Genomic DNA, 19306 nt, shown 5'->3' on the forward strand with positions numbered 1-19306 from the left:
CCTTGTAAAACAAAATGCGTTAACTTTCTATCTATATCCCCTTGTTTGTTTCTACATTCGATATTAATTTTCTTCTTCTCTAATTTATTCATCATGTTCACTATATCTCAATAAAAAAAAGCCGAAATCATAGAAAGATTTCGGTTTATCCTTTTTATAAAAGAGTTATATTTATTTTAAACTGACGAATGAATTTTTTTTGTTTTAAAAACGATGATTTATAATCCTTAGCCTATACTATCTTTTAGTTGTTTTATTATGAGCTTTGATCAATTTTTCAACGTATTCTTTTATATCCCCTTCTCCTTCTCTTACAGCCACCTTTATACTTGCAGCCTCTTTTATTTTAGATAAAGTAACTACTTTATCTTTGAATTTTGTATTTAATAAATATCGAACCCTTCTTTTTTGAAAATCTTGTAAAGATTCTTCAACTGTGACAATGTAACTTTGTAATAAAGAATGATTTTTCTTTTTTTGACATTTCTGGTATACACCTAATATTTTCGTAACAGCTGCATACGTTTTTCTAATTAACTTGCCTCTATTTTTTTCATATTCATCCCAGTTATTAACTATTTTTTTTGCTTCTTCGATTAATATCAAATCTTCTCTAGTGTAGCTTTCTACACTCTTTTTTTTTGAATGCTTCCCCAAAACCTTAGGTGGTGAATGTTCCTCTAACCACGCTCTCTCATAATTGCTTAGCCACGCATATGCTGCTCTATTTAAATCACTTAATTTCGCTCTCGTATACGCTGGATATTTATTTCGTAATTGTATCCATTTATGCTTGTACTGAGCTGTTTTCTTTTTTCGAGCGACCTTCAAACTGTCTTCTCTCAATTTTTTAATTGAGACATTTTTACGATCCTTTAATATTTTTCGTATAGTCCGTGGTGTAAAACCCGTTTTCATAGCTATTTCTTTTTGTGTTAATCCACTAGATAAAAGTTTGCTAAACTCCACTTCCCATACGTGACCTTTTTGAATAATCCTATTATTAAAGAATGCAACTTCTAGGGGGTTTTGTTCCCATCCCCTAAGTCTATATATATAACCACAATCACACTCAAAATCCCCTTGTACTTCTCGATTCAATCCATGAACACTGATTTCCACCTTATCTACACATTTTTGTAAATAATGATTCGATAGGGAATTCATGCATAACCATGGACCTTTTCCAAAGGGTTCATACAAATATTCATTTTCAAAAAAATTTTTTACTGAACCACACAAACATCGCATAACCAAAATATGCCTAATGGGATGACAAAATTGTATACTACCCTTCCCCAGAATATAATTTACCCATGATGATCTTTCATCTATGTCAAATGAAGATTCTAACATCCTTAATAGGGTTTGCGAATAATGATCTTGAAGTAACTCCCTTAAGCGCTGATGTCTTTTTAAAGCGGGGTATCCAATCCCTTTAACCTTCAAAAGTGTCTCATATTTCTCAACGTAATAATCTTTTGAAAAAGACGAAAAATTTTTATCCAGCAAATATTTTACATCTTCTGCAATTCCTATTAATTCATCCACAAGTTCACTTTCCATGAATACTTCATTGCTGTTACTATCCTTTAGATTTGGATAGATAAAATTATGAGACCGAAAAGTCGTAATATTAACCGGATGTTTCTTTAGAGGTAATTGATGTTTAATGCATACAAAAACTCCTGGAACCTGATGTACTCTATTCCAATACCCTTCACCATAAAGTTGATATTGTTCCTTTACGCATACAGAGCAATAATATAAATGCTCTTTTGACTTTATATTCCCTTTTTTCAAACTAAATAAACTCTGATAAACTTTTGAAGAGATTCCTATGCTTAATTGTTCGTAACATTCTTTTGATTTAAATGGTCTTATAAGTGGAATCAGTGAATGCCTTTCTATAAAATACTTTTCAGTAAACACATCTGAAAACACCTGTAAATTATCAACTAAATATTTTAATTCACCAATGGATTCAATCCCGAGGAAACAGCCACTTTTATTAAACAACTTCTTCATAGTATGCTTTTTTGATAAATCTGAACTTCGAATATGATATCTTGAGACTATACTATAAAACAATTCATCCTCATACGGTACAGGAAAATAATCAAGCATTTTACATCACCTTGATTCTTTATAATTAAATTCTTTTAAAGGGTCCTTAATATATCCTTCACCATTGAGAGCCTCATACGCAGACTTTCTATTCTTTTTACCCTCATCAATGATACACTTTAATTTATTTCTATCCTCTACTACAACTTGTTTCTTTTTGTTCTCTTTATCCTTAATATATTGTAAAGCTTCTTTCATCAACTCACTAATTTTAGAGTTAGGTGATTTATTTAATACATATTTCGTTGCTTTTTCTGCATCCTTCTCGTTTATATCTAAGTTTATAAGGGAAATAATCAATTTCTCTACCTTTGTTGGTTCTATTTTCTGGCGCTCTTGTGCGATTTTTTCTTTTTTATCTTGGAGTTTAGCTCTCATATCAATTACTGGAAGTTTATTAAATATATAATCTTGTATATCTAACGATACAATATCTTCATATTTTGCAATCTCTGTTTCACAACCAGATTTAAGAGCTTGAAGCATAGGTTGAACAAGTCTTAAATCTTCTTTACCAACTTTTCTGATTAGTTCTGATGAAATTTTTTCAATGCCCGTTTCAATCGCTCGCCCCTGTGCTAGTAAAAACAACTTTATAGCTATATCAGTAATACCCTCGCTTTCCTCGTAAATAACATCTAATAAATCTTGATTTAGTTCCACATGTTGCTTTGTCCACTGATAATCCCACATACTTGTAATTAAAACTTCCCAATCTTCTTTATTACTCATTTGTTGCCAGACCATGTCTCCTTGTCCACTACCACGACGTGCTTGTCTAAAATCTTTTTGTAAAAGGCTCCTAGCTCTCATGGTTCCAATTATCATTACCGGAATTCCAATTTCATTAATAAGAGTAACAAAAAAATTCATCATTTTCTCTGAGGCATCCCCTGTCGCAGCCAACAGATGTTGAATTTCATCTATGATCAATGCACCAACACAATGTAATCTAGAAATTTGCCCCATCCTAGTTACCATTGAACTTATAGAATTAGAGGATTTTCCATAACTTTCGAGATAGTTTGTACCAATTAATTGATCTATCTTTTCAAAGAAGTTTTGACATAATGACTTTAACGACCCATCATGTGGGCAATTTAATTTTAACCAAACAATTTGAAGCGTATTGAGGGGATATCTATGAATAATAAGTTGAGGATATAATGAAAGTATTCGTTCTATAGCTGTTGATTTTCCAATTCCAGAGAAACCCATTAATGTGAAACTAGATGCAGTAGCCCGTATATCCGCCGGCAGACTTAAATTATTTCTTTCTACTAATTGATGATGTAATTCATTTAGTACTTGAACATGTTGCTTTTGAAGAGGATTCCGATTCACATATCCATAGCGTAAAAATCTTGAAAAACGCCTTTCCAAGTCTAATGTTTGAGAGATTGGTTGAAAAAAACGAGTTAAACGCAATAAGGCATGAAATCGATGATGATCTGATAAATTTCTTTCTTTTTCATGATAATTGGGTAAAAAGCTAAGTTGATCAAAAGCTTCTTCATATGACAATATGCCAGGTAAAGCTTCTATCAACGGATTCCCCTGATAATCAACTAATTGCTGTTGCTGATAATGAGCTAGAACAGCGTATGTCCCATTATCTAACTTTATTTCTCTTAGATTGTCACTCATGCTTATGCCCCCTCCTTTTATTAAATAATTCTTTAACTGAGCGACGCTTGAATTCATCTTCTTGTTGTTTGTCCAAATGAATATCCTCTGGTAGAGCCTCTTTTTGATTGTTATCAAGTTTAAATACTTCCTTAGTTCTTCGCATTTTTCTCTCCAATTGGGTATGATGCTTAATGTCTTTAATTTTCTTTTTCTTTGTTACATGCTTTGTTTGTTTTTTGCTTGCTTCCTTAACAGCTTCTTTAACAATAGATTGAATATTATCAAAAAAGGTAATTTCATTTTGTAGTAATATATGTTCTTCTTCTTTGTAACCTTTACTTTCTAAGCTATTTAACTGTCTAACCTCCTCTAATGCTTTATCTTGATATCGCTCTTGATGTTTTAATAAATAGCAGTTTTCAAATATCTTTTCATCCTTTGTATGAATATAAATATTATTCATATTTCGAGGATCATAAGAAACATCCACTTTCCAACTTTTCTTTGTTCTTGCTGTAACAAACCATGATTGTTGTATTGCTGTGTCACAGCTATACAACATCTTTTCAAATCTGATTCCTTTTGCAGTGACTGTAGCAACACCTCTCGGCATCAAATAAAATTTCATGATATCAGGATGGACGACTCGTAATTTCCCAGAGCGATTTTTTATTCCCCATTTCCACAATTCAATTGGTGTTGGTTTTACATTATCAACTATCATATCTTTGTCCCGTATATAATTCTTCATATAAAAATTTTTATTGTAATGCAGAATAAAATTGATAATAATTTTTGTATATTGTTCTATATCGAGTTTCGCCTCTAAACGTGGATCTTTTGCCCCCCTTTCACCCCAATCTTTTGAAACATATCCAGGTAAAAAGGGGCGTATTGTTTCTTGAGATGTATCAAATAATTTTTCTACAATACCTTTCCAGTCTGGACGAAAAGATGGATTATTTTCCACTGTAATATTAAGCCCTTGTATCAAATGATTTATATTATATCCTTCTAATTCTCCGCGGTCTCCTAAAATAATCTCTGGTAGATGTGCTGCTGGCCAACAATTATCTGTAATATTAATACCATAATCCGCACAAAAGTCTTTTTTATAAACTGTAGAATTCAAAAGTGCCATCATCATTCCAGTCCATGAGGGACCTTCAATCCCAATATAAAAACCAGTAATTAAATGGGTAAAGACATCCGTTACATAGTATATAGTTGGTCTCTTCAATACCCAATCAGAATTATAACGAGAAACTATATATACGTTAGCGATTGTCGCATCAATCTGATATCTGGATCCTGGTCCAAAAACTTCAAAAGATGACGAACCTAAAACGGCTCTATGATCTCTTTCGAATTTCTTCCTCCCATGCTTAGCTGACGTAATTTCTTCAGCTCCATATTCTTTTTGAAACCAATAATAGAACTGTCGAAAAGTAGGAACGGTATCTGCGTCTTCAATCACAATATACTTTCTTTCATCTTGATAACGAATGCTTGCCTGAAAAGCATCCCTTATCATCATTTTGTATGTAAATGTCAGTGTATTTTCTGGATTTGTAAAATAATAATTTTGTATAGCTTTCTTGAATATTTCTTTTAATTCCGATGTAATATTGATTCCCGTGCTATTTGTCATTCTCGGTCTACCCGTCTTTTTTCCGCTCCAATTCTTCGACTTCCCCTTATTACCGCAATTTTTAAAATCAGGAAGTAAGCTATCTCTGACCTTTCCTCTTTGCCAATACCGCTTTAAATATTTGTAAATCGTTTGCTTTGAGCAACCAAAATTCCCTCTCGTTTGTCTAATTAACGTACCTCTTTTATCTCTTTTATAAATGTTAGGTTCTTGAATTATTAAATCTTGTATAATATTCCATGCCTTATCTCTCATATGGATCTCTTTTTCTGTCAATTCTTGATGATTTACAACTGGAAATACTTCATCATTGCTTACTTTCATATACTGTCCATTCGTAAAGCCTTCTTGAAGATTTTTCAGTGTATCTACAAAAGGCATAGCTTTTTCATCATATACATCGATTAAATACGTAATAACATTACTTTCATCTATCCAGAGTAATCTGTATATCTTTGAATCATCAATTGATTTAAAGATTTCATTAACTGATAGCGTAATCAAAATTCTCATCGCCTCTTTCACTAAAAGCTAGTTCGCTTATACTTAAACCTCGCATATTTAATTTTTGCGTATTGATATCTACAAAAATTAACTTTCTAGCCACTAAATATTTAAAATAATAAATTGACGAACCTTGTTCCAAATTATACTGTTCTTCAAACTCATTGCAGATTTCTATAAGGCTCTTATCCGCATTTTGAAACGTGATTAAGTAACTTAAAAAGAATTTCGCAAAAGTTTCATCTTCAATTTCTTCGAGATAATAGTGTTTGTGAATCCACGAAATATTCCGACATATTATATCAGGAATATCCTTTTCTGTTACAACTCCCCAATCGATTCCTTTCCTTTCCCAATATTCTCTTTCTATCTCAAACTTTTCAATTACTCTTTCATCTTCTAATTCACTACTCGGTTTTATAGTCCTAGCAATATATTTAATTTCTTTTCCGTCTCGAACCGTCAGGAAAAAATCTGTTGTCAGAACTATTAACGTTTCAGTTCCTTTACAAATTGGATGTTGTATCCCTTTCTCTTCAGTAATTTTATATGTCAATTCTCGATTTAATGGAAATTGTTCACGAATATCAATAACTTCTTCTATCCATTCTAATATAAAAAAATAATCCCTCTCTAAATCTGACAAAAACTCATGTCTCCTATTAGTTTTCCATCCCATTAAACGAGAGCTATTCCCCGTAGAAGATAAATTTTGTATCGTTAACCATGGTTTATAGTTATTTAATTCACCTTGTCCTCTGCCTTCTTTTATATACTTCTCTATTTTCTTTTCCGTCCAATCATTTTTACGCTTTGGCATTTATTTATCCCCCCTTAAAAAAATTTCATCATACACATTATCGGATATTCTTATTTATAAAAAAACGGATATCTTTTATAAAATATCCGTTTCACTCTTAGCGTTGATATAGGTTTTGTAATACTTGTTTTAACTCTGGTTTAATTGCAATAATAGAACGCACTGTTTTTACTTGTTGTTCTGCATCTTCTACATTAGAAGCATGACCTAATTCTAATAATAATCCTGTAGCAACTGTACCTGTACGATTGCGTCCACCAGAACAATGGAAAAATACTTTTTTATCTTGTTCAACAGCTTCCTTGACCGCTGCAATTGCATTTCTTACTGATTCATCTTGCCCTTCTACACCTTCTACGATTGGATAAGCATGACGTTTTGTTCCAGCCGGAAACCCTTCTGGTTCCTCTCCTCCAGCACGTAAATCAAACACTTCTGTAATCCCATGCTTTTTTACTGCGTCTTGTATAGCGTCTACTCCACCAATATATACTTTTCCTTTTACTAGTTCGTGATAGTTAGTCATGTTTGTTAATCTCCTTCAATTATTATTTAGCAGCAGTTAGATCCACCACTGATAACAAGGCCTGCACCCTGTTGGTCTTCTACATAGTCTAACGTTAAAGTATTAACGATTTCAGCTACCTTTGGATCTATTGCAACTTGAATACCGTTTACTGTTTCTTTGACATCATTTTCTTGCGCTTCGCCTAAATTAATACCGTAGCTAGGACCACAGCAGCCTGCACCATCAAATGTAAAACGTAATGTTGTAACACCATTTTCTTTCATAGCTGTTTCAATAAACTCTTTTGCTTTATCTGTAATATTCATTTTCATTTCTCCCCTTCATAGTAACTAATTAAAAATGTTTTATTTCACTAAAGCTTTAAGCTTCTCATATCCCACAATATCATCCGATTGCCAAGGGATGATAACACAGTTACTTTGTGATTCCTTTTGAACTGCTTGAATCCATTGTACTTCAGATTGAGCTCTTCCTCTTAACACGGAATCACTTGTATGTGTTGCGTAAAAACTTTGATTGATAACCCACCATTTTGGATTAATATCTGCACGTTTTAAGTCTTCTTGTAGACGACTTGCTTCATGAACTGGTGTTGCTTCTGCAAGTGTTACAATTACAACGCTTGTTTCTTCTGGATTACGCAAACGTGGTAGTAAGTTTTTCACAGACTGTGGTACTTCACCTGTAGAACGTGCAATTTCCTTATGATACGTTTGTGCTGCATCTAGTAATAATAATGTATGACCTGTTGGTGCTGTATCAATTACTACAATTTCATCATTAGCTCTTTCAACAATATCGGCTAAAGCACGAAAGACTGCAATCTCTTCCGTACAAGGCGAACGTAAGTCTTCTTCAAGATACGCTAAACCTTCTTCATCAACTGTATCTTTTGCTTGCTCTATGACTTCCTTACGATAGTTTTCAACTTCTACTTTTGGATCAATTCGACTTATCGTAATGTTTCCTTGTTCTCCATGCATGACATAATCAATATGTGCTGCGGGATCAGTTGTAGTTAGGTGTACATGGTGTCCTTTTTCCGCCAGACCTACTGCAATTGCTGAAGCTACCGTAGTCTTTCCGACACCACCTTTTCCCATTGTAAAAATTACTCGTTTTCCTGATTCTGAAAGATTAGTAATCAATGTCTGAAGTGAAGGAATTGAGACAGCATTTGCTTCTTCATTCGAAATCGAGAGATTTTCCATTGGTTGAACCAGCTTTCGCATATTCTCTACCCCAGTAACATTAAACGGTACTAATGGAACTTCATACATAGGAAGATCTTTTAATTCTTCTGCCATATTTTCTAACGCACTTGATTGTCTCTTAAACAGCGCATTTGAGACATCATCATTTTGTACATAGTCTTTCAAGATACCATTTACAAGTAGAAATTGATTATTTACACCAATTTCTTTTAATTCATGAGCTGCACGTTCCGCTTCTTGTAATGGAGAACTATCTGGTCGTGTGACCAGCAAGAGCATTGTTTGGTTCGGATTGGATAGTGCCTGAACCGTTTGATTATATAACTCTTTTTTATCTCCAAGACCTGCTAATGGGCCCAAACAAGAAGCTCCATGAGTACTTTCTTCTAGGAAACCACTCCAAGCCGTAGGAAGTTGAAGAAGACGTAACGTATGACCTGTTGGCGCTGTATCAAATATAATGTGATCGAATTTCGATGTTAATTCTTTATTTGTAAGTAACGTAGAGAATTCATCAAATGCGGCCATTTCTACTGTACAAGCTCCAGATAATTGCTCTTCCATCGTTGCAATAACAGCATCAGGGAGCTTTCCACGGTATGGACCAACAACACGTTCTTTATATTCATGTGCTGCTGTTTCAGGATCTAAGTTTGCTACTTGTAGATTTGGAACACTTGGAATTTCTTTCGGTTTATTCGTAAGTTCTATTTCGAACACATCTTGTAAATTAGAAGCTGGGTCAGTACTTATTAATAAAACTTGTTTCCCCATATCAGCTAACGTAATAGCTGTTGCACATGCAGTAGATGTTTTTCCTACTCCGCCTTTACCAGTAAAGAACAAAAATGGTGTGAATGCTATTGTGTTTGGGTTATATAAGTTTGTCATTGCCTTTCACTTCTTTCTCTATTTTTTCACGTTTAACTTTAAACGTACGACTGGCTTTTGACTCAACTCTTCTACTGTTATATCTGTTAATTGTGTAAGTTCTTCATTTGTCAGGTGACTTTTTTCTTTTACTACTTTTCCATCTACCAAAGTTACAGGTAACACGTCTGGTCCTTTATCTGTTAACAGTTGACTGATAACAACATTATTGGCAAATGCATCTGGTTCACTTGCCAAATTATAACGAGTCACATCAATTCCTTTATTCTTCAAGTTGTTAACAGCAACTGAAATACGAATTAACTCTGGATCAACACTTGGACCGCAAACTCCAGTAGAACAACACATTGCAGGATCAAAAATTTCAATCTTTTTCATCTCTGATTTCTCCCCTTCTTTATAAAAAAGCCGAGAAAGAATTCTCGGCCTATTTTGTTTTCAATTATTCTCCTGTTTCAGCATACTTTTTAATGCGTGCGCCAATTTCATCACGAACTCTTTGGAATACAGACCATTCTTGACCCGCCGGATCATCAAATCCCCAGTGAACTCGTTTTACATGAGGTGGTGTTGTCGGACATACATCATTTGCGTGACCACAAAGTGTTACAACTAAATCTGCTTTATCTAAAATGTCACGGTCAATGATATCAGATGTTTGGTCCGTAATATCAATGTCTACTTCTTTCATTGCTTTAATTGCATTCGGATTTACTCCGTGTGCCTCAATACCAGCAGAAAGCACATTCCATTTGTCACCTAAGTATTTTTTACCCCAAGCTTCTGCCATTTGGCTACGACATGAGTTTCCTGTGCATAAGAAGTAAATTGTTTTTTTGTTTTCCATGATAATTCCACCTTTATTATGATTGTTTATTTTTATTGTGTTTGAAAGTATTTACGTTGGAACCAAAGTGCTACATTTACAAGAGCTATCATAACTGGAACTTCAACTAAAGGTCCGATAACCGCTGCAAAGGCTGCACCTGACTGAATTCCAAATACACCTACAGCTACCGCAATCGCTAATTCAAAGTTATTACTTCCAGCTGTAAACGCTAATGTTGTTGATACCCCGTAACTTGCACCGATTTTTTTGCCCATAAAGAAAGAGACAAAGAACATGATTACAAAGTAAATGAGTAATGGAATTGCAATGCGTACAACATCAAATGGTACGCTAACAATCACTTCTCCTTTTAGAGAGAACATCACAATGATTGTAAATAGTAATGCGATTAAAGTAATTGGACTAATCTTTGGAATGAATACTTTTTCATACCATTCTCGTCCTTTCGTTTTTACAAAAATCAAGCGTGTTAGCATTCCTGCGATGAACGGAATTCCTAGATATATAAACACTGATTTTGCAACCTCTGCCATAGTTATATCTACAACAGCACCTTCAATTCCTAACCATTCTGGAATAACTGTTACAAATACATAAGCATATACTGAGAAAAATAACATTTGGAATACAGAGTTAAATGCTACTAATCCTGCCGCATATTCTGTATCTCCTTTTGCTAAGTCATTCCATACGATAACCATCGCAATACAACGAGCTAAACCTATCATGATTAAGCCCACCATATATTCTGGCTTATCTGGTAAGAATATAACAGCCAAAGCAAACATCAAAACAGGACCAATAATCCAGTTTTGCACCAGTGACAATACTAATACTTTTACATCTTTAAAAACGCGCCCCATCTCTTCGTAACGAACTTTTGCAAGCGGTGGGTACATCATTAAAATTAGGCCAATCGCAAGTGGAATAGACGTTGTTCCTACCTGTAAACTATTCATTCCATCAACGAATCCAGGCGATAGATATCCAACTCCAATTCCTACTGCCATCGCAAGAAAAATCCATAGGGTTAGATATCGATCTAGGAAAGACAGACGTTTTTTCCCCGTGTTGCTCATCCTTCTCACTTCCCTTTCTAACTATTTATTAACAACCACACCGGAGTGTAGGATTGCTCTTCACAATTTGTTTAATTTTCTCTGTTTGGTCTGGTACATGGGCTAAAATATCTTCTAAAAGCGTGTATAAATCACTTGCTCGATTTAAAGAATAATAAATCCACTGACCTCTACGCTCTTCCTGCACTAAACCTAAGTCCTTTAACTTTCGAAGATGCTGACTGATAGAAGGTTGACTCATATCAAATACTTCGAGAAGTTCACAGACACAGCATTCGCGTTGTTTAAGGATTGATACAATTGTTAATCTTGTTTTATCTCCTAATAGTTTCAGTAATTGGGATGCTCTTGTTACTTCTACAACTGTTTTTTCCATATCTACACCTACCTCATTATAATTACATAAGCATATGCTTATATGTTGTGTAAAAATAAAACGTATTATTCCTTCAAATTAACTTATTTTCACTTTCAAAATAAGTATATAACTATTTGCTTATATGTTCAACTGAAAACTCTCACCTTTACAGAACCTTTACATTCGATTTCCTTTTTTAAAATTTGTGCTCTTTTTCTTATCCCAAAAGATATAAATGATAAATCCTACAGGTCCTGTTAAAAAGATAAATATCAACCAGACCAGAAAATATTGCTTACTAATTTTATTTTTCTGATATTCGAGCGTAACATATGCACACATGTAAATTATTAAAAGGTACATACCTACAATTAGCAATTGATCTAACAAGCTTGTTCCCCCATTCTTTTTAATAAATAATTCTTGTGCATTTTCAAAACCATATCATAAGTAAATAATTATATGTTTATATAAATGGTACCAAAAAAGTTTTATCAATGCTATTTATCTAAGAAATCGTACCATAGCAATACACATATAAATGAGTATTGCTTTTTGTGGTAAAATATACCTAAAAGGGGGTTGCGTATGAAAATTACCATTGGTAATGATATTAAAATTACAACGGTTCCAGATGAGTCAGGATTAAGTACTGAACCAGTATATTATGTTTATGAATGGTTTATTAAAGAAACGAACCAAGTCTTTTATATTGGTAAAGGTAAAGGACAACGTTATAAGCAAGAGAAAAATAATCCATACTTTTTAAGCGTTAAAAATCACTATGATTGTGACACTCGTTTTGTGAAAGAAAATCTCACTGAATATGAAGCATTAATCTTAGAAGAGAGCTTATTTAGTCAAAGAGAAAAAGAGGGCCACGTTTTAACGAACGTGATAGCTCCAAATGCCCTCGGTGCGAATGAAAGACCAGATAATTATGAATTTATGAAAACTCCTGTTATTAAAGTAAGTAGAGTAGATAAATATTACTTTAAAAAGGAAGATGTCCATTACGATGAAATTGACATGGATAAGCTTTTAAAATCCCATATTTACAAGACAACTTTTTATGGAATTGCTCCATTATATGACGATTCAATTAATGGATTTGTTAATCAAGAAAAAACTGAAGATATAGTAAAACCTCTAATCCAAAAGGTAAATGATTTTATAAAGAAAAAAGGTGGAAAGACTTACAAATCCCCTGCCAAATCTGCTAAGAGTCTAATCTTTTATGGTCAAATTACTTACGAGAGTTATTTCACCTATAAAACTAAAGGGTATGACGTATATCATTTAGTTGACGTTCTAAAATACATCGATAGATACTAACAGATTCTTTCATTTAATTTCTAAAATTCAAAATGGTAAATAACTACATAATAAAGAGGTATTTACATAGTCATTTCATCTAATTTTGTAAATACCTTTTTAAACACTTTTGATACAATATTACTTATTCTCCAGATAATAATTTCTCCATGATCAGCACATCAACACGCTCGCCGTCCATTATTCCCTGCTTTTCAAACACTCCTACTTCACGATAACCCATTTTACGATATAGTCCTTGCCCTAGATTATTAAAAGAAAAAGTAAATAAAACAAATTTATAGAATTCATTTTGCTGTCCGGTCTTTTCTAAAGCCAAAAGTAATTTTTGTCCCAAACCTTTTCCACGATATTCTCTCTTTATGTATATAGATAGTTCACCTACACCCCGATAAGCATATCTATGACTATATGGATTAATGGAGGCCCAACCGACAATATGTGAATTCTCTTCCATAACAATTACCGAATATCTATTTTCTCTTTGAAATAGCCATTCCATCACATATTTATCTGTTTTTATTTCTGTCTCTAAAGTTGCAATACGATCCTCGATACCCTCATTATAAATAGCCATAATTTCTTGTACATCTTGTTCGGTTGCTTTCCTAATCTCCATACATATCTCCCCTAATACCTCTTATTTATCTCATAAATTTCTTATAAAATTTATTAATTTAATTAGGTCGTCTCAATTCTTGATAAGCTTCAAGGAAACTCTGATAAGTTTTCTTTCCTAAACTGTTTTTTTCAAGTCTGAACATATTTTGAAAAACATAATCTTTTGCATTTTCAACATTACATTGGTGGGCATTCATTATTAATCTTAGATAGGATAAAAAATAGTCTTTTTTTAAATTACCCGCATGATTAATAATCATTTTATTGTGTTCTCCTTTCAAACTTAATTATTCTGTAAGGAGGCGTAATATAAATTACTACTCCTTACAGTCAGTCACCTTAACAACAAGATTCTGTACCACAACATGAATCATCTACTTTATTAGGCTTTAAATTCACACTACAAACACCAGTCTCTGGCAAATCAAGTTCTACTTGTTCAGCTGCCTCATAATCACCAGTAAGGTAAGCAACTATAGATCTAACTTGTTCATAGCCTGTCGCCATAAGGAATGTAGGTGCTCTTCCATAACTTTTTGAGCCTACAATATAGAAACCTGTCTCTGGGTGTCGAAGCTCTTTTTCACCATGTGGACGAACAGTGCCACAACTATGAAGGTTAGGATCGATTAGTGGTGCTAAAGTCCCTACACTTTCTGTAGCAGTATCAATAGAAGTACGTATTTCACTTATCATAGATAAGTTAGGACGATTCCCTGTATTTACAATCATCTCATGGATATCAGTAATTTTTATTTCTTTCTCATCTTGATGACCCACAATGTCCATTCCATTTTTTGTACTAACTACGTATTGAATTTTATATGGTGTCATTACTTCTACGATTCCTTCATTAACCAATTGATGAATGCGGCTACCTAAGATTCCACGTGCTTCAAGAGCATCTTTTTCCTCTCCCCCGTATGCTTCTTCCACACGTTGCTTTCTCATAATCCATACAATCTTAGTCTCTAGATAGGATTCCTTTAATTTTGCCAACTCTAATAAAGCATTGATTGCAGAATGACCACTTCCAACAACAGCTACATGCTTATTGGCATATCGCTTTTGCTCGTTTCCTAAAATATCTGGAATACCATAAAAAATATGCTCGTTAAGGGATTTCTCTTCTTTCAACCAGATACCATTAGAATTTGCCGGATTTGGATTTCCCCACGTACCTGAAGCATCTAATATCGCTCTAGCTTCATAAACTTGAAGGACGCCTTCTTTTTCTGTATAGATCATAAATGGCATTTTTTCACGATTCGTTGTTTTCATTTTATCTGTATCTTTCTTACCTATAGATAGTACTTTAGTATTCAAATGGATAAATGGTTTAATTTCTGGAAGGTTCGCAAGCGGTTGTAAGTATTGTTCTACAATTTCTCTTCCTGTTGGTAATGCGTTTATGTCTGGTGATTCCCAGCCATGTTGTTCAAGAAGAGCTAGAGCTGCTTTATCTATGTTATATTGCCAAGGTGAGAATAACCGTACATGGCCCCATGTAAGAATGTTTGATCCTATTTTTTCTCCCGCTTCTAATAAGATAAATGATTCACCATGTTTTGCTAAATGTGCAGCTGCAGCTAAACCTACAGGACCTCCCCCAATAATGGCAACTGGTAACTGTTTTAATCCTTGCACATCGATATTGCTTTGTAATGTTTGATTGTCTGTTCCACAACAATCTTGCACTTTGAATGAAAGTTGAATAGGTTTCATGAAAAAACCTCCTAATTTCCTCTGAATTTTTAAGTGTAAAATATTAAATTAATTATTTAAATCAAAATAAATTGATTTAAATACCAGAACGATTATTCAAGTTTAATCATTTATAAAAAGCTGTATTAATCAAAAAAAGTTGATTTAAAATATATTAAAATGCTATTTCGCCCCAACCAAAATTATGACATAGGACGAAATATACAGCATAATTGCTCAGATAATAGTGCGTCTACTTCTTTTTTATTAATGTTGTAGTAACTCCATGTTCCTTTTGTCTCTTTTGTAATAAGATTTGCATCAAGTAAAAGTTTTAAATGATACGAAAGTTTTGATTGTGGTAATTCAAGAACACCCGTTAAATCACATACACAAGTTTCTCCACGTTGGCACAATTCATACAAGATGTGTAACCTTTTTTGATCTGCCAATGCTTTGAACTTTTTTTCATATTTTTCAAAGGATTGAGGTGTTACATGATTGTATAATTTTATTTCTTTCATAGCAATTTCCTTTCATCAAATTTTTTTGATATTTTCAATATACACATATCACCGTCATTTTGCAATTAATAAATCAAAAAAAATTGATTTATTATATTTAATACATAAAAATAAAAAAGCATGATCTAAAAATAGCCATGCTTTTTATCTATATAATTTGTAGAGCCATTGTATTCATTAATGTACAACTTTGTTGTAAAGTCCATAACTTTGTTGTAAAATCTACAACTTTCTTGTATAATCCACGACTTTGTTGTAATTATACATTTATGAGTTTCACAATCTCTGAAATACAGGTTTAAATCCCGCTTGCATTGCATCATCCAGCCCCTTACCTTGTGCTGGGTTCCATGCAGCTATGATTACGTTATAGTCTTCTGTCTTTAACTTTGTCGCAAAGTCTATAAGAGCTTTTCTTACTTTTTGATTCTCTACTAAATCGGCATCAAACGCTAAATAGACATTTTCTACACCCATATCCTTTAATACAGGCATAGTAATTCGCCAAGCATTTACACCAGGAATCGCAAGAACCGTTGTTCCTATTTCAGAAAGCTCCTCTTTATTAAATCTCTCTGGAAGCAAATCAGCAACCAGATCTGCTTTCATAGCTCCCTCTGTAATCATTACTGATTTAGTTTGATGAAGTATACCAGAATTCCAATGTTTTAAATGAGAACTTGGTACCGCCACATGCACAGGAAGTGGATTTTCACTACCTCCTGCCCCAGTTCCATGATTTTTGTTTGCTGATGAGAGCCAGAGATATTTTTGCCCTTTATGTATCTTTACAACAATTTGTCCCTCTTGAAATGGAATCTCTACCTTTTTGCTCACTTCTAGTTCGCCTTCAAAGATACAATCACCATTTTTAGTTATCTTCACAACATTAGCCTGTTCGATTAATTCTGCTTGAACTCCAGTAGGTGCCGATTTCACATGAACGGAGTTTTTCACTTCATCCACACGAACCTGCCATCCAACAATTTGATTGTACTGATTCCGAAAAGGAATCAATATACCAGGAGATCCTGACATCAAACGAAGAGAAAGTTGACCTTTTTTCATCTCATAGAACCCAGGGATTCCCTGCCAGCATTTTTTATTCCCAATCTGTTTAAATAGCTGCTCCCAAACAGTCGTATACGTATTATCCTCCTCTAACACAATTTGTTGTTTTAAGAAAGAACGATATTGACGTACTTGTATTTGTTCTTCGCTCATTTTTCTATCTTTTAATAAATGTGCATGATGATGCTCTTGTAATGGTATGAACTCCATTAATTTACGATTAAACACATTTAACTCCTCATTACTTTTCTTATCATGAATCTGAATTTCATCCACCTCAGGCAATTGATATTTATCTTTTCCTTTTATGTAGTGAATGTAGCTTGGATTGCCCGTGTTTTTTCCATAAATCCATTTACTTTCTACACGTGTACATGCTACCTTATCTTGCGAAACGTGCAGCATACAATTGCCTGTATCATAACAAACTGGACAAGGTATACGGTAAAACTCCCACCAACTACCTCTCGGATAAGCACTTGTTAAACGAAACTGTCCTTTTTGAATGTTATAATTCATTTTTCCCCACTCCTTATATACTGTTTATTATATATGGGACTATTACTTCCATTAAACTTTTTATAATTACATTAGGATATTACGTATAATCACCTAATGGATATACAAAAGGATACGCATTACAAACTAAATAATCATTTCTATGTTCTTGATTTTGCAAATCCGATTCTACGTATGCTTCAAATGCTCTAGCAAACATCTCGTGATTTGTAGACTAATACTTTTTGCTTCTCTTCTTATTTAACTTAATTGTTGTATCACAAAGTACACAGACACTTTCGCTCGATAAGACATTCCATCAAATTTTCCACCTATTTTTCATAAAAATAAGCCAACATTTGTGTAAATCTCTTGAATTCTTTGTCAATCTTACGTTCCATACGTGTCTTTATTGCTCCTGATAAAATAAAAGATAGAAATTCATAGTAATTCTTCACTACGGATTTCTGTCATTCCCTCTGACTACATACTTCCATATGGTTCTGTAAATTATTCATTACGATACGCTGACACCTGTTAAAGAGAATACACCCTCTTTTATCGGATTAAGTGCTTGTAATGCACGTAAACTTTGAATAGGACCATCTGGATGTGCAGAATAAAATAATGATACTTCATAACAGATAATCATAATTAAGTCCCCTAAATAAAAATTTTTTCCCAATGTGATAATGGGTTCTCCAATCAAACAGATTTGGAAACAACACAAAAAGGACTTCTTCAAGTCGATTAAAAATGTATATAGCAAAATAAGTTATATATACACTAATCGGCTCAAAGAAGCCCTTTCAGAATTAAAACAAGACGCAGCTTGCTTCTACAGCTCAACCACAACTCCTAAAGTGTGAGAATAAACAGAATCAAATAAACAATAAACAATAAATACAATTACATATTAATGAATTCACATAAAAATTTCAACAACTTTATATTTCCTTAAGATTTTTCGCTCCATTCTACTTTCCAGTGAATATTTTTGTAGAACCATAAGTTTCTACCGTGTTAAATTGCAATTCTAAACCTTGCTCTCTTTACTAGCTCGTACATATCACACTAATTTCATCAGTCATCCCCTAATACTATTTAAAATTTATCATTGTTTTATATACTCTATTTCAGACTAACTCTTAGATAAATATAAGGTAAGATTTTAATAATTTTTCACAGCATTTCCCCACATCATCTAAAAGCATCAACTTTTAGACAGTTGAAATTTATTTTCGTTCTTTGTGTTCGTTTGTTTTGTAAAATGTTAAATAAAATTGAAACTGCATCCTTCTAGTTAATAAGTAGTAAGTGAACTACCCGCCACTTAACGCCCTAACGGACTGTTTGAAGTGGGGGCTTCTCGGTTAGTCGTTACTTTTGGTAGCTAACGAATTCGTCCTAAGACAGCCGAGCTAACTCCCTTGTTCCAAGGGTTATTTTATTGCTATCTATGCTAACGCCAATAGGTGTATTGCTTCATTTTTGATATTGATAGCTGCGTTATAATCTCTATCGAGATTTACACCGCATATACAAGAATAGACTCGCTCAGACAATGACATATTTTTCACATTTCCACAACTGCTACATGTTTTTGTGGAAGGAAACCATTTGTCTATTTTCACAAGTTGTTTGCCTTGTTCATGTAGTTTATAAGCTAAAAAAGAAGTGAACATACCCCAACCATTGTCAGCGACACTTTTTCCAAAATGAAGTGCTTGCGACATTCCTTTCATATTTAGATCTTCAATAGCTACAACATCAAAATGAGTAGCTAACTCTTTAGACTTATGATGAAGGAAGTTCTTACGTTGGTTTGCTACTTTTTCATGCAGCTTAGCTACACGGATACGTTGTTTATTCCAACGCCCTGAACCTTTTGTACGTCTTGA

Annotated in this window: 19 protein-coding genes and 1 pseudogene; 1 reads left to right on the forward strand and 19 read right to left on the reverse strand. The window is 33.5% G+C overall.

Going from position 1 to position 19306, the window contains the following annotated elements; genetic code table 11:
• Nucleotides 1–237: 237 nt before the first annotated feature.
• The 11 genes from ACTJJY_RS24585 to ACTJJY_RS24635 all read right to left on the reverse strand — a co-directional run bounded on the left by ACTJJY_RS24585 (nt 238) and on the right by ACTJJY_RS24635 (nt 11670).
• Nucleotides 238–2127 (reverse strand): TnsD family Tn7-like transposition protein, encoded by a 1890-nt coding sequence (locus ACTJJY_RS24585; RefSeq protein ID WP_440606793.1) that lies wholly within the window; start codon nt 2125–2127, stop codon nt 238–240.
• Between the two features lie 6 nt (nt 2128–2133).
• Entirely contained in the window at nt 2134–3774 is a 1641-nt protein-coding gene (locus ACTJJY_RS24590) for an ATP-binding protein (protein ID WP_440606794.1), read from the reverse strand.
• Nucleotides 3767–5920 carry a Mu transposase C-terminal domain-containing protein gene (locus ACTJJY_RS24595; protein ID WP_440606795.1) on the reverse strand — a complete coding sequence of 718 codons (2154 nt, stop codon included), beginning with the start codon at nt 5918–5920 and terminating at the stop codon, nt 3767–3769. Before ACTJJY_RS24595 ends, ACTJJY_RS24590 begins: the two co-directional genes overlap by 8 nt.
• Complete coding sequence (locus tag ACTJJY_RS24600; RefSeq protein ID WP_440606796.1) at nt 5892–6731, reverse strand: TnsA endonuclease N-terminal domain-containing protein; 840 nt, start codon at nt 6729–6731, stop codon at nt 5892–5894. Before ACTJJY_RS24600 ends, ACTJJY_RS24595 begins: the two co-directional genes overlap by 29 nt.
• 97 nt (nt 6732–6828) lie before the next feature.
• Entirely contained in the window at nt 6829–7257 is a 429-nt protein-coding gene (locus ACTJJY_RS24605) for a protein-tyrosine phosphatase family protein (RefSeq protein ID WP_070184282.1), read from the reverse strand.
• Between the two features lie 26 nt (nt 7258–7283).
• Nucleotides 7284–7565: a HesB/IscA family protein gene (locus ACTJJY_RS24610; protein ID WP_440606797.1), complete on the reverse strand. Its 282-nt coding sequence runs from the start codon at nt 7563–7565 to the stop codon at nt 7284–7286.
• Nucleotides 7566–7604: 39 nt separating this feature from the next.
• Nucleotides 7605–9365, reverse strand: a complete 1761-nt coding sequence (arsA, locus tag ACTJJY_RS24615; RefSeq protein WP_440606798.1) for an arsenical pump-driving ATPase — start codon at nt 9363–9365, stop codon at nt 7605–7607.
• 18 nt (nt 9366–9383) lie between these two features.
• Complete coding sequence (arsD, locus tag ACTJJY_RS24620; protein WP_000717836.1) at nt 9384–9743, reverse strand: arsenite efflux transporter metallochaperone ArsD; 360 nt, start codon at nt 9741–9743, stop codon at nt 9384–9386.
• A 64-nt stretch (nt 9744–9807) separates the two neighbouring features.
• Nucleotides 9808–10212, reverse strand: coding sequence for an arsenate reductase (thioredoxin) (gene arsC, locus ACTJJY_RS24625; protein ID WP_000428327.1), 405 nt, complete (start codon nt 10210–10212; stop codon nt 9808–9810).
• Between the two features lie 32 nt (nt 10213–10244).
• Nucleotides 10245–11294 (reverse strand): ACR3 family arsenite efflux transporter, encoded by a 1050-nt coding sequence (gene arsB / locus ACTJJY_RS24630; protein ID WP_000072357.1) that lies wholly within the window; start codon nt 11292–11294, stop codon nt 10245–10247.
• Between the two features lie 28 nt (nt 11295–11322).
• Nucleotides 11323–11670 carry an ArsR/SmtB family transcription factor gene (locus tag ACTJJY_RS24635; protein ID WP_440606799.1) on the reverse strand — a complete coding sequence of 116 codons (348 nt, stop codon included), beginning with the start codon at nt 11668–11670 and terminating at the stop codon, nt 11323–11325.
• A 570-nt stretch (nt 11671–12240) separates the two neighbouring features.
• Between ACTJJY_RS24635 and ACTJJY_RS24640 the strand changes: the two genes are divergently transcribed.
• On the forward strand, nt 12241–12987 hold the full coding sequence (locus tag ACTJJY_RS24640) for a hypothetical protein (protein ID WP_440606800.1): 747 nt from the start codon (nt 12241–12243) through the stop codon (nt 12985–12987).
• A 124-nt stretch (nt 12988–13111) separates the two neighbouring features.
• Here ACTJJY_RS24640 and ACTJJY_RS24645 read toward each other — a convergent pair whose 3' ends face one another.
• From ACTJJY_RS24645 to ACTJJY_RS24680, 8 genes and pseudogenes are all read right to left on the reverse strand, one after another.
• Nucleotides 13112–13606 carry an arsinothricin resistance N-acetyltransferase ArsN1 family A gene (locus ACTJJY_RS24645; RefSeq protein ID WP_440606801.1) on the reverse strand — a complete coding sequence of 165 codons (495 nt, stop codon included), beginning with the start codon at nt 13604–13606 and terminating at the stop codon, nt 13112–13114.
• A gap of 58 nt (nt 13607–13664) precedes the next feature.
• Nucleotides 13665–13868 (reverse strand): hypothetical protein, encoded by a 204-nt coding sequence (locus ACTJJY_RS24650; protein ID WP_440606802.1) that lies wholly within the window; start codon nt 13866–13868, stop codon nt 13665–13667.
• Nucleotides 13869–13947: 79 nt separating this feature from the next.
• Entirely contained in the window at nt 13948–15333 is a 1386-nt protein-coding gene (locus tag ACTJJY_RS24655) for an FAD-dependent oxidoreductase (RefSeq protein WP_440606803.1), read from the reverse strand.
• Nucleotides 15334–15515: 182 nt separating this feature from the next.
• A complete protein-coding gene (locus tag ACTJJY_RS24660) occupies nt 15516–15836 on the reverse strand; it encodes an ArsR/SmtB family transcription factor (protein ID WP_440606804.1) in 321 nt (106 codons plus the stop codon).
• 276 nt (nt 15837–16112) lie between these two features.
• Nucleotides 16113–17426 (reverse strand): DUF3854 domain-containing protein, encoded by a 1314-nt coding sequence (locus tag ACTJJY_RS24665; RefSeq protein ID WP_440606805.1) that lies wholly within the window; start codon nt 17424–17426, stop codon nt 16113–16115.
• A 13-nt stretch (nt 17427–17439) separates the two neighbouring features.
• Nucleotides 17440–17830, reverse strand: a pseudogene (locus ACTJJY_RS24670) (LPD1 domain-containing protein); the annotation flags it as partial.
• A 92-nt stretch (nt 17831–17922) separates the two neighbouring features.
• Nucleotides 17923–18057 (reverse strand): hypothetical protein, encoded by a 135-nt coding sequence (locus ACTJJY_RS24675; RefSeq protein WP_000582546.1) that lies wholly within the window; start codon nt 18055–18057, stop codon nt 17923–17925.
• A gap of 805 nt (nt 18058–18862) precedes the next feature.
• Nucleotides 18863–19306, reverse strand: a 444-nt coding sequence (locus ACTJJY_RS24680; protein ID WP_440606806.1) for an RNA-guided endonuclease InsQ/TnpB family protein, incomplete at its 5' end; no start/stop codon positions are given.

The organism is Bacillus sp. 22475 (assembly GCF_052044835.1).
GTDB lineage: Bacteria > Bacillota > Bacilli > Bacillales > Bacillaceae_G > Bacillus_A > Bacillus_A cereus.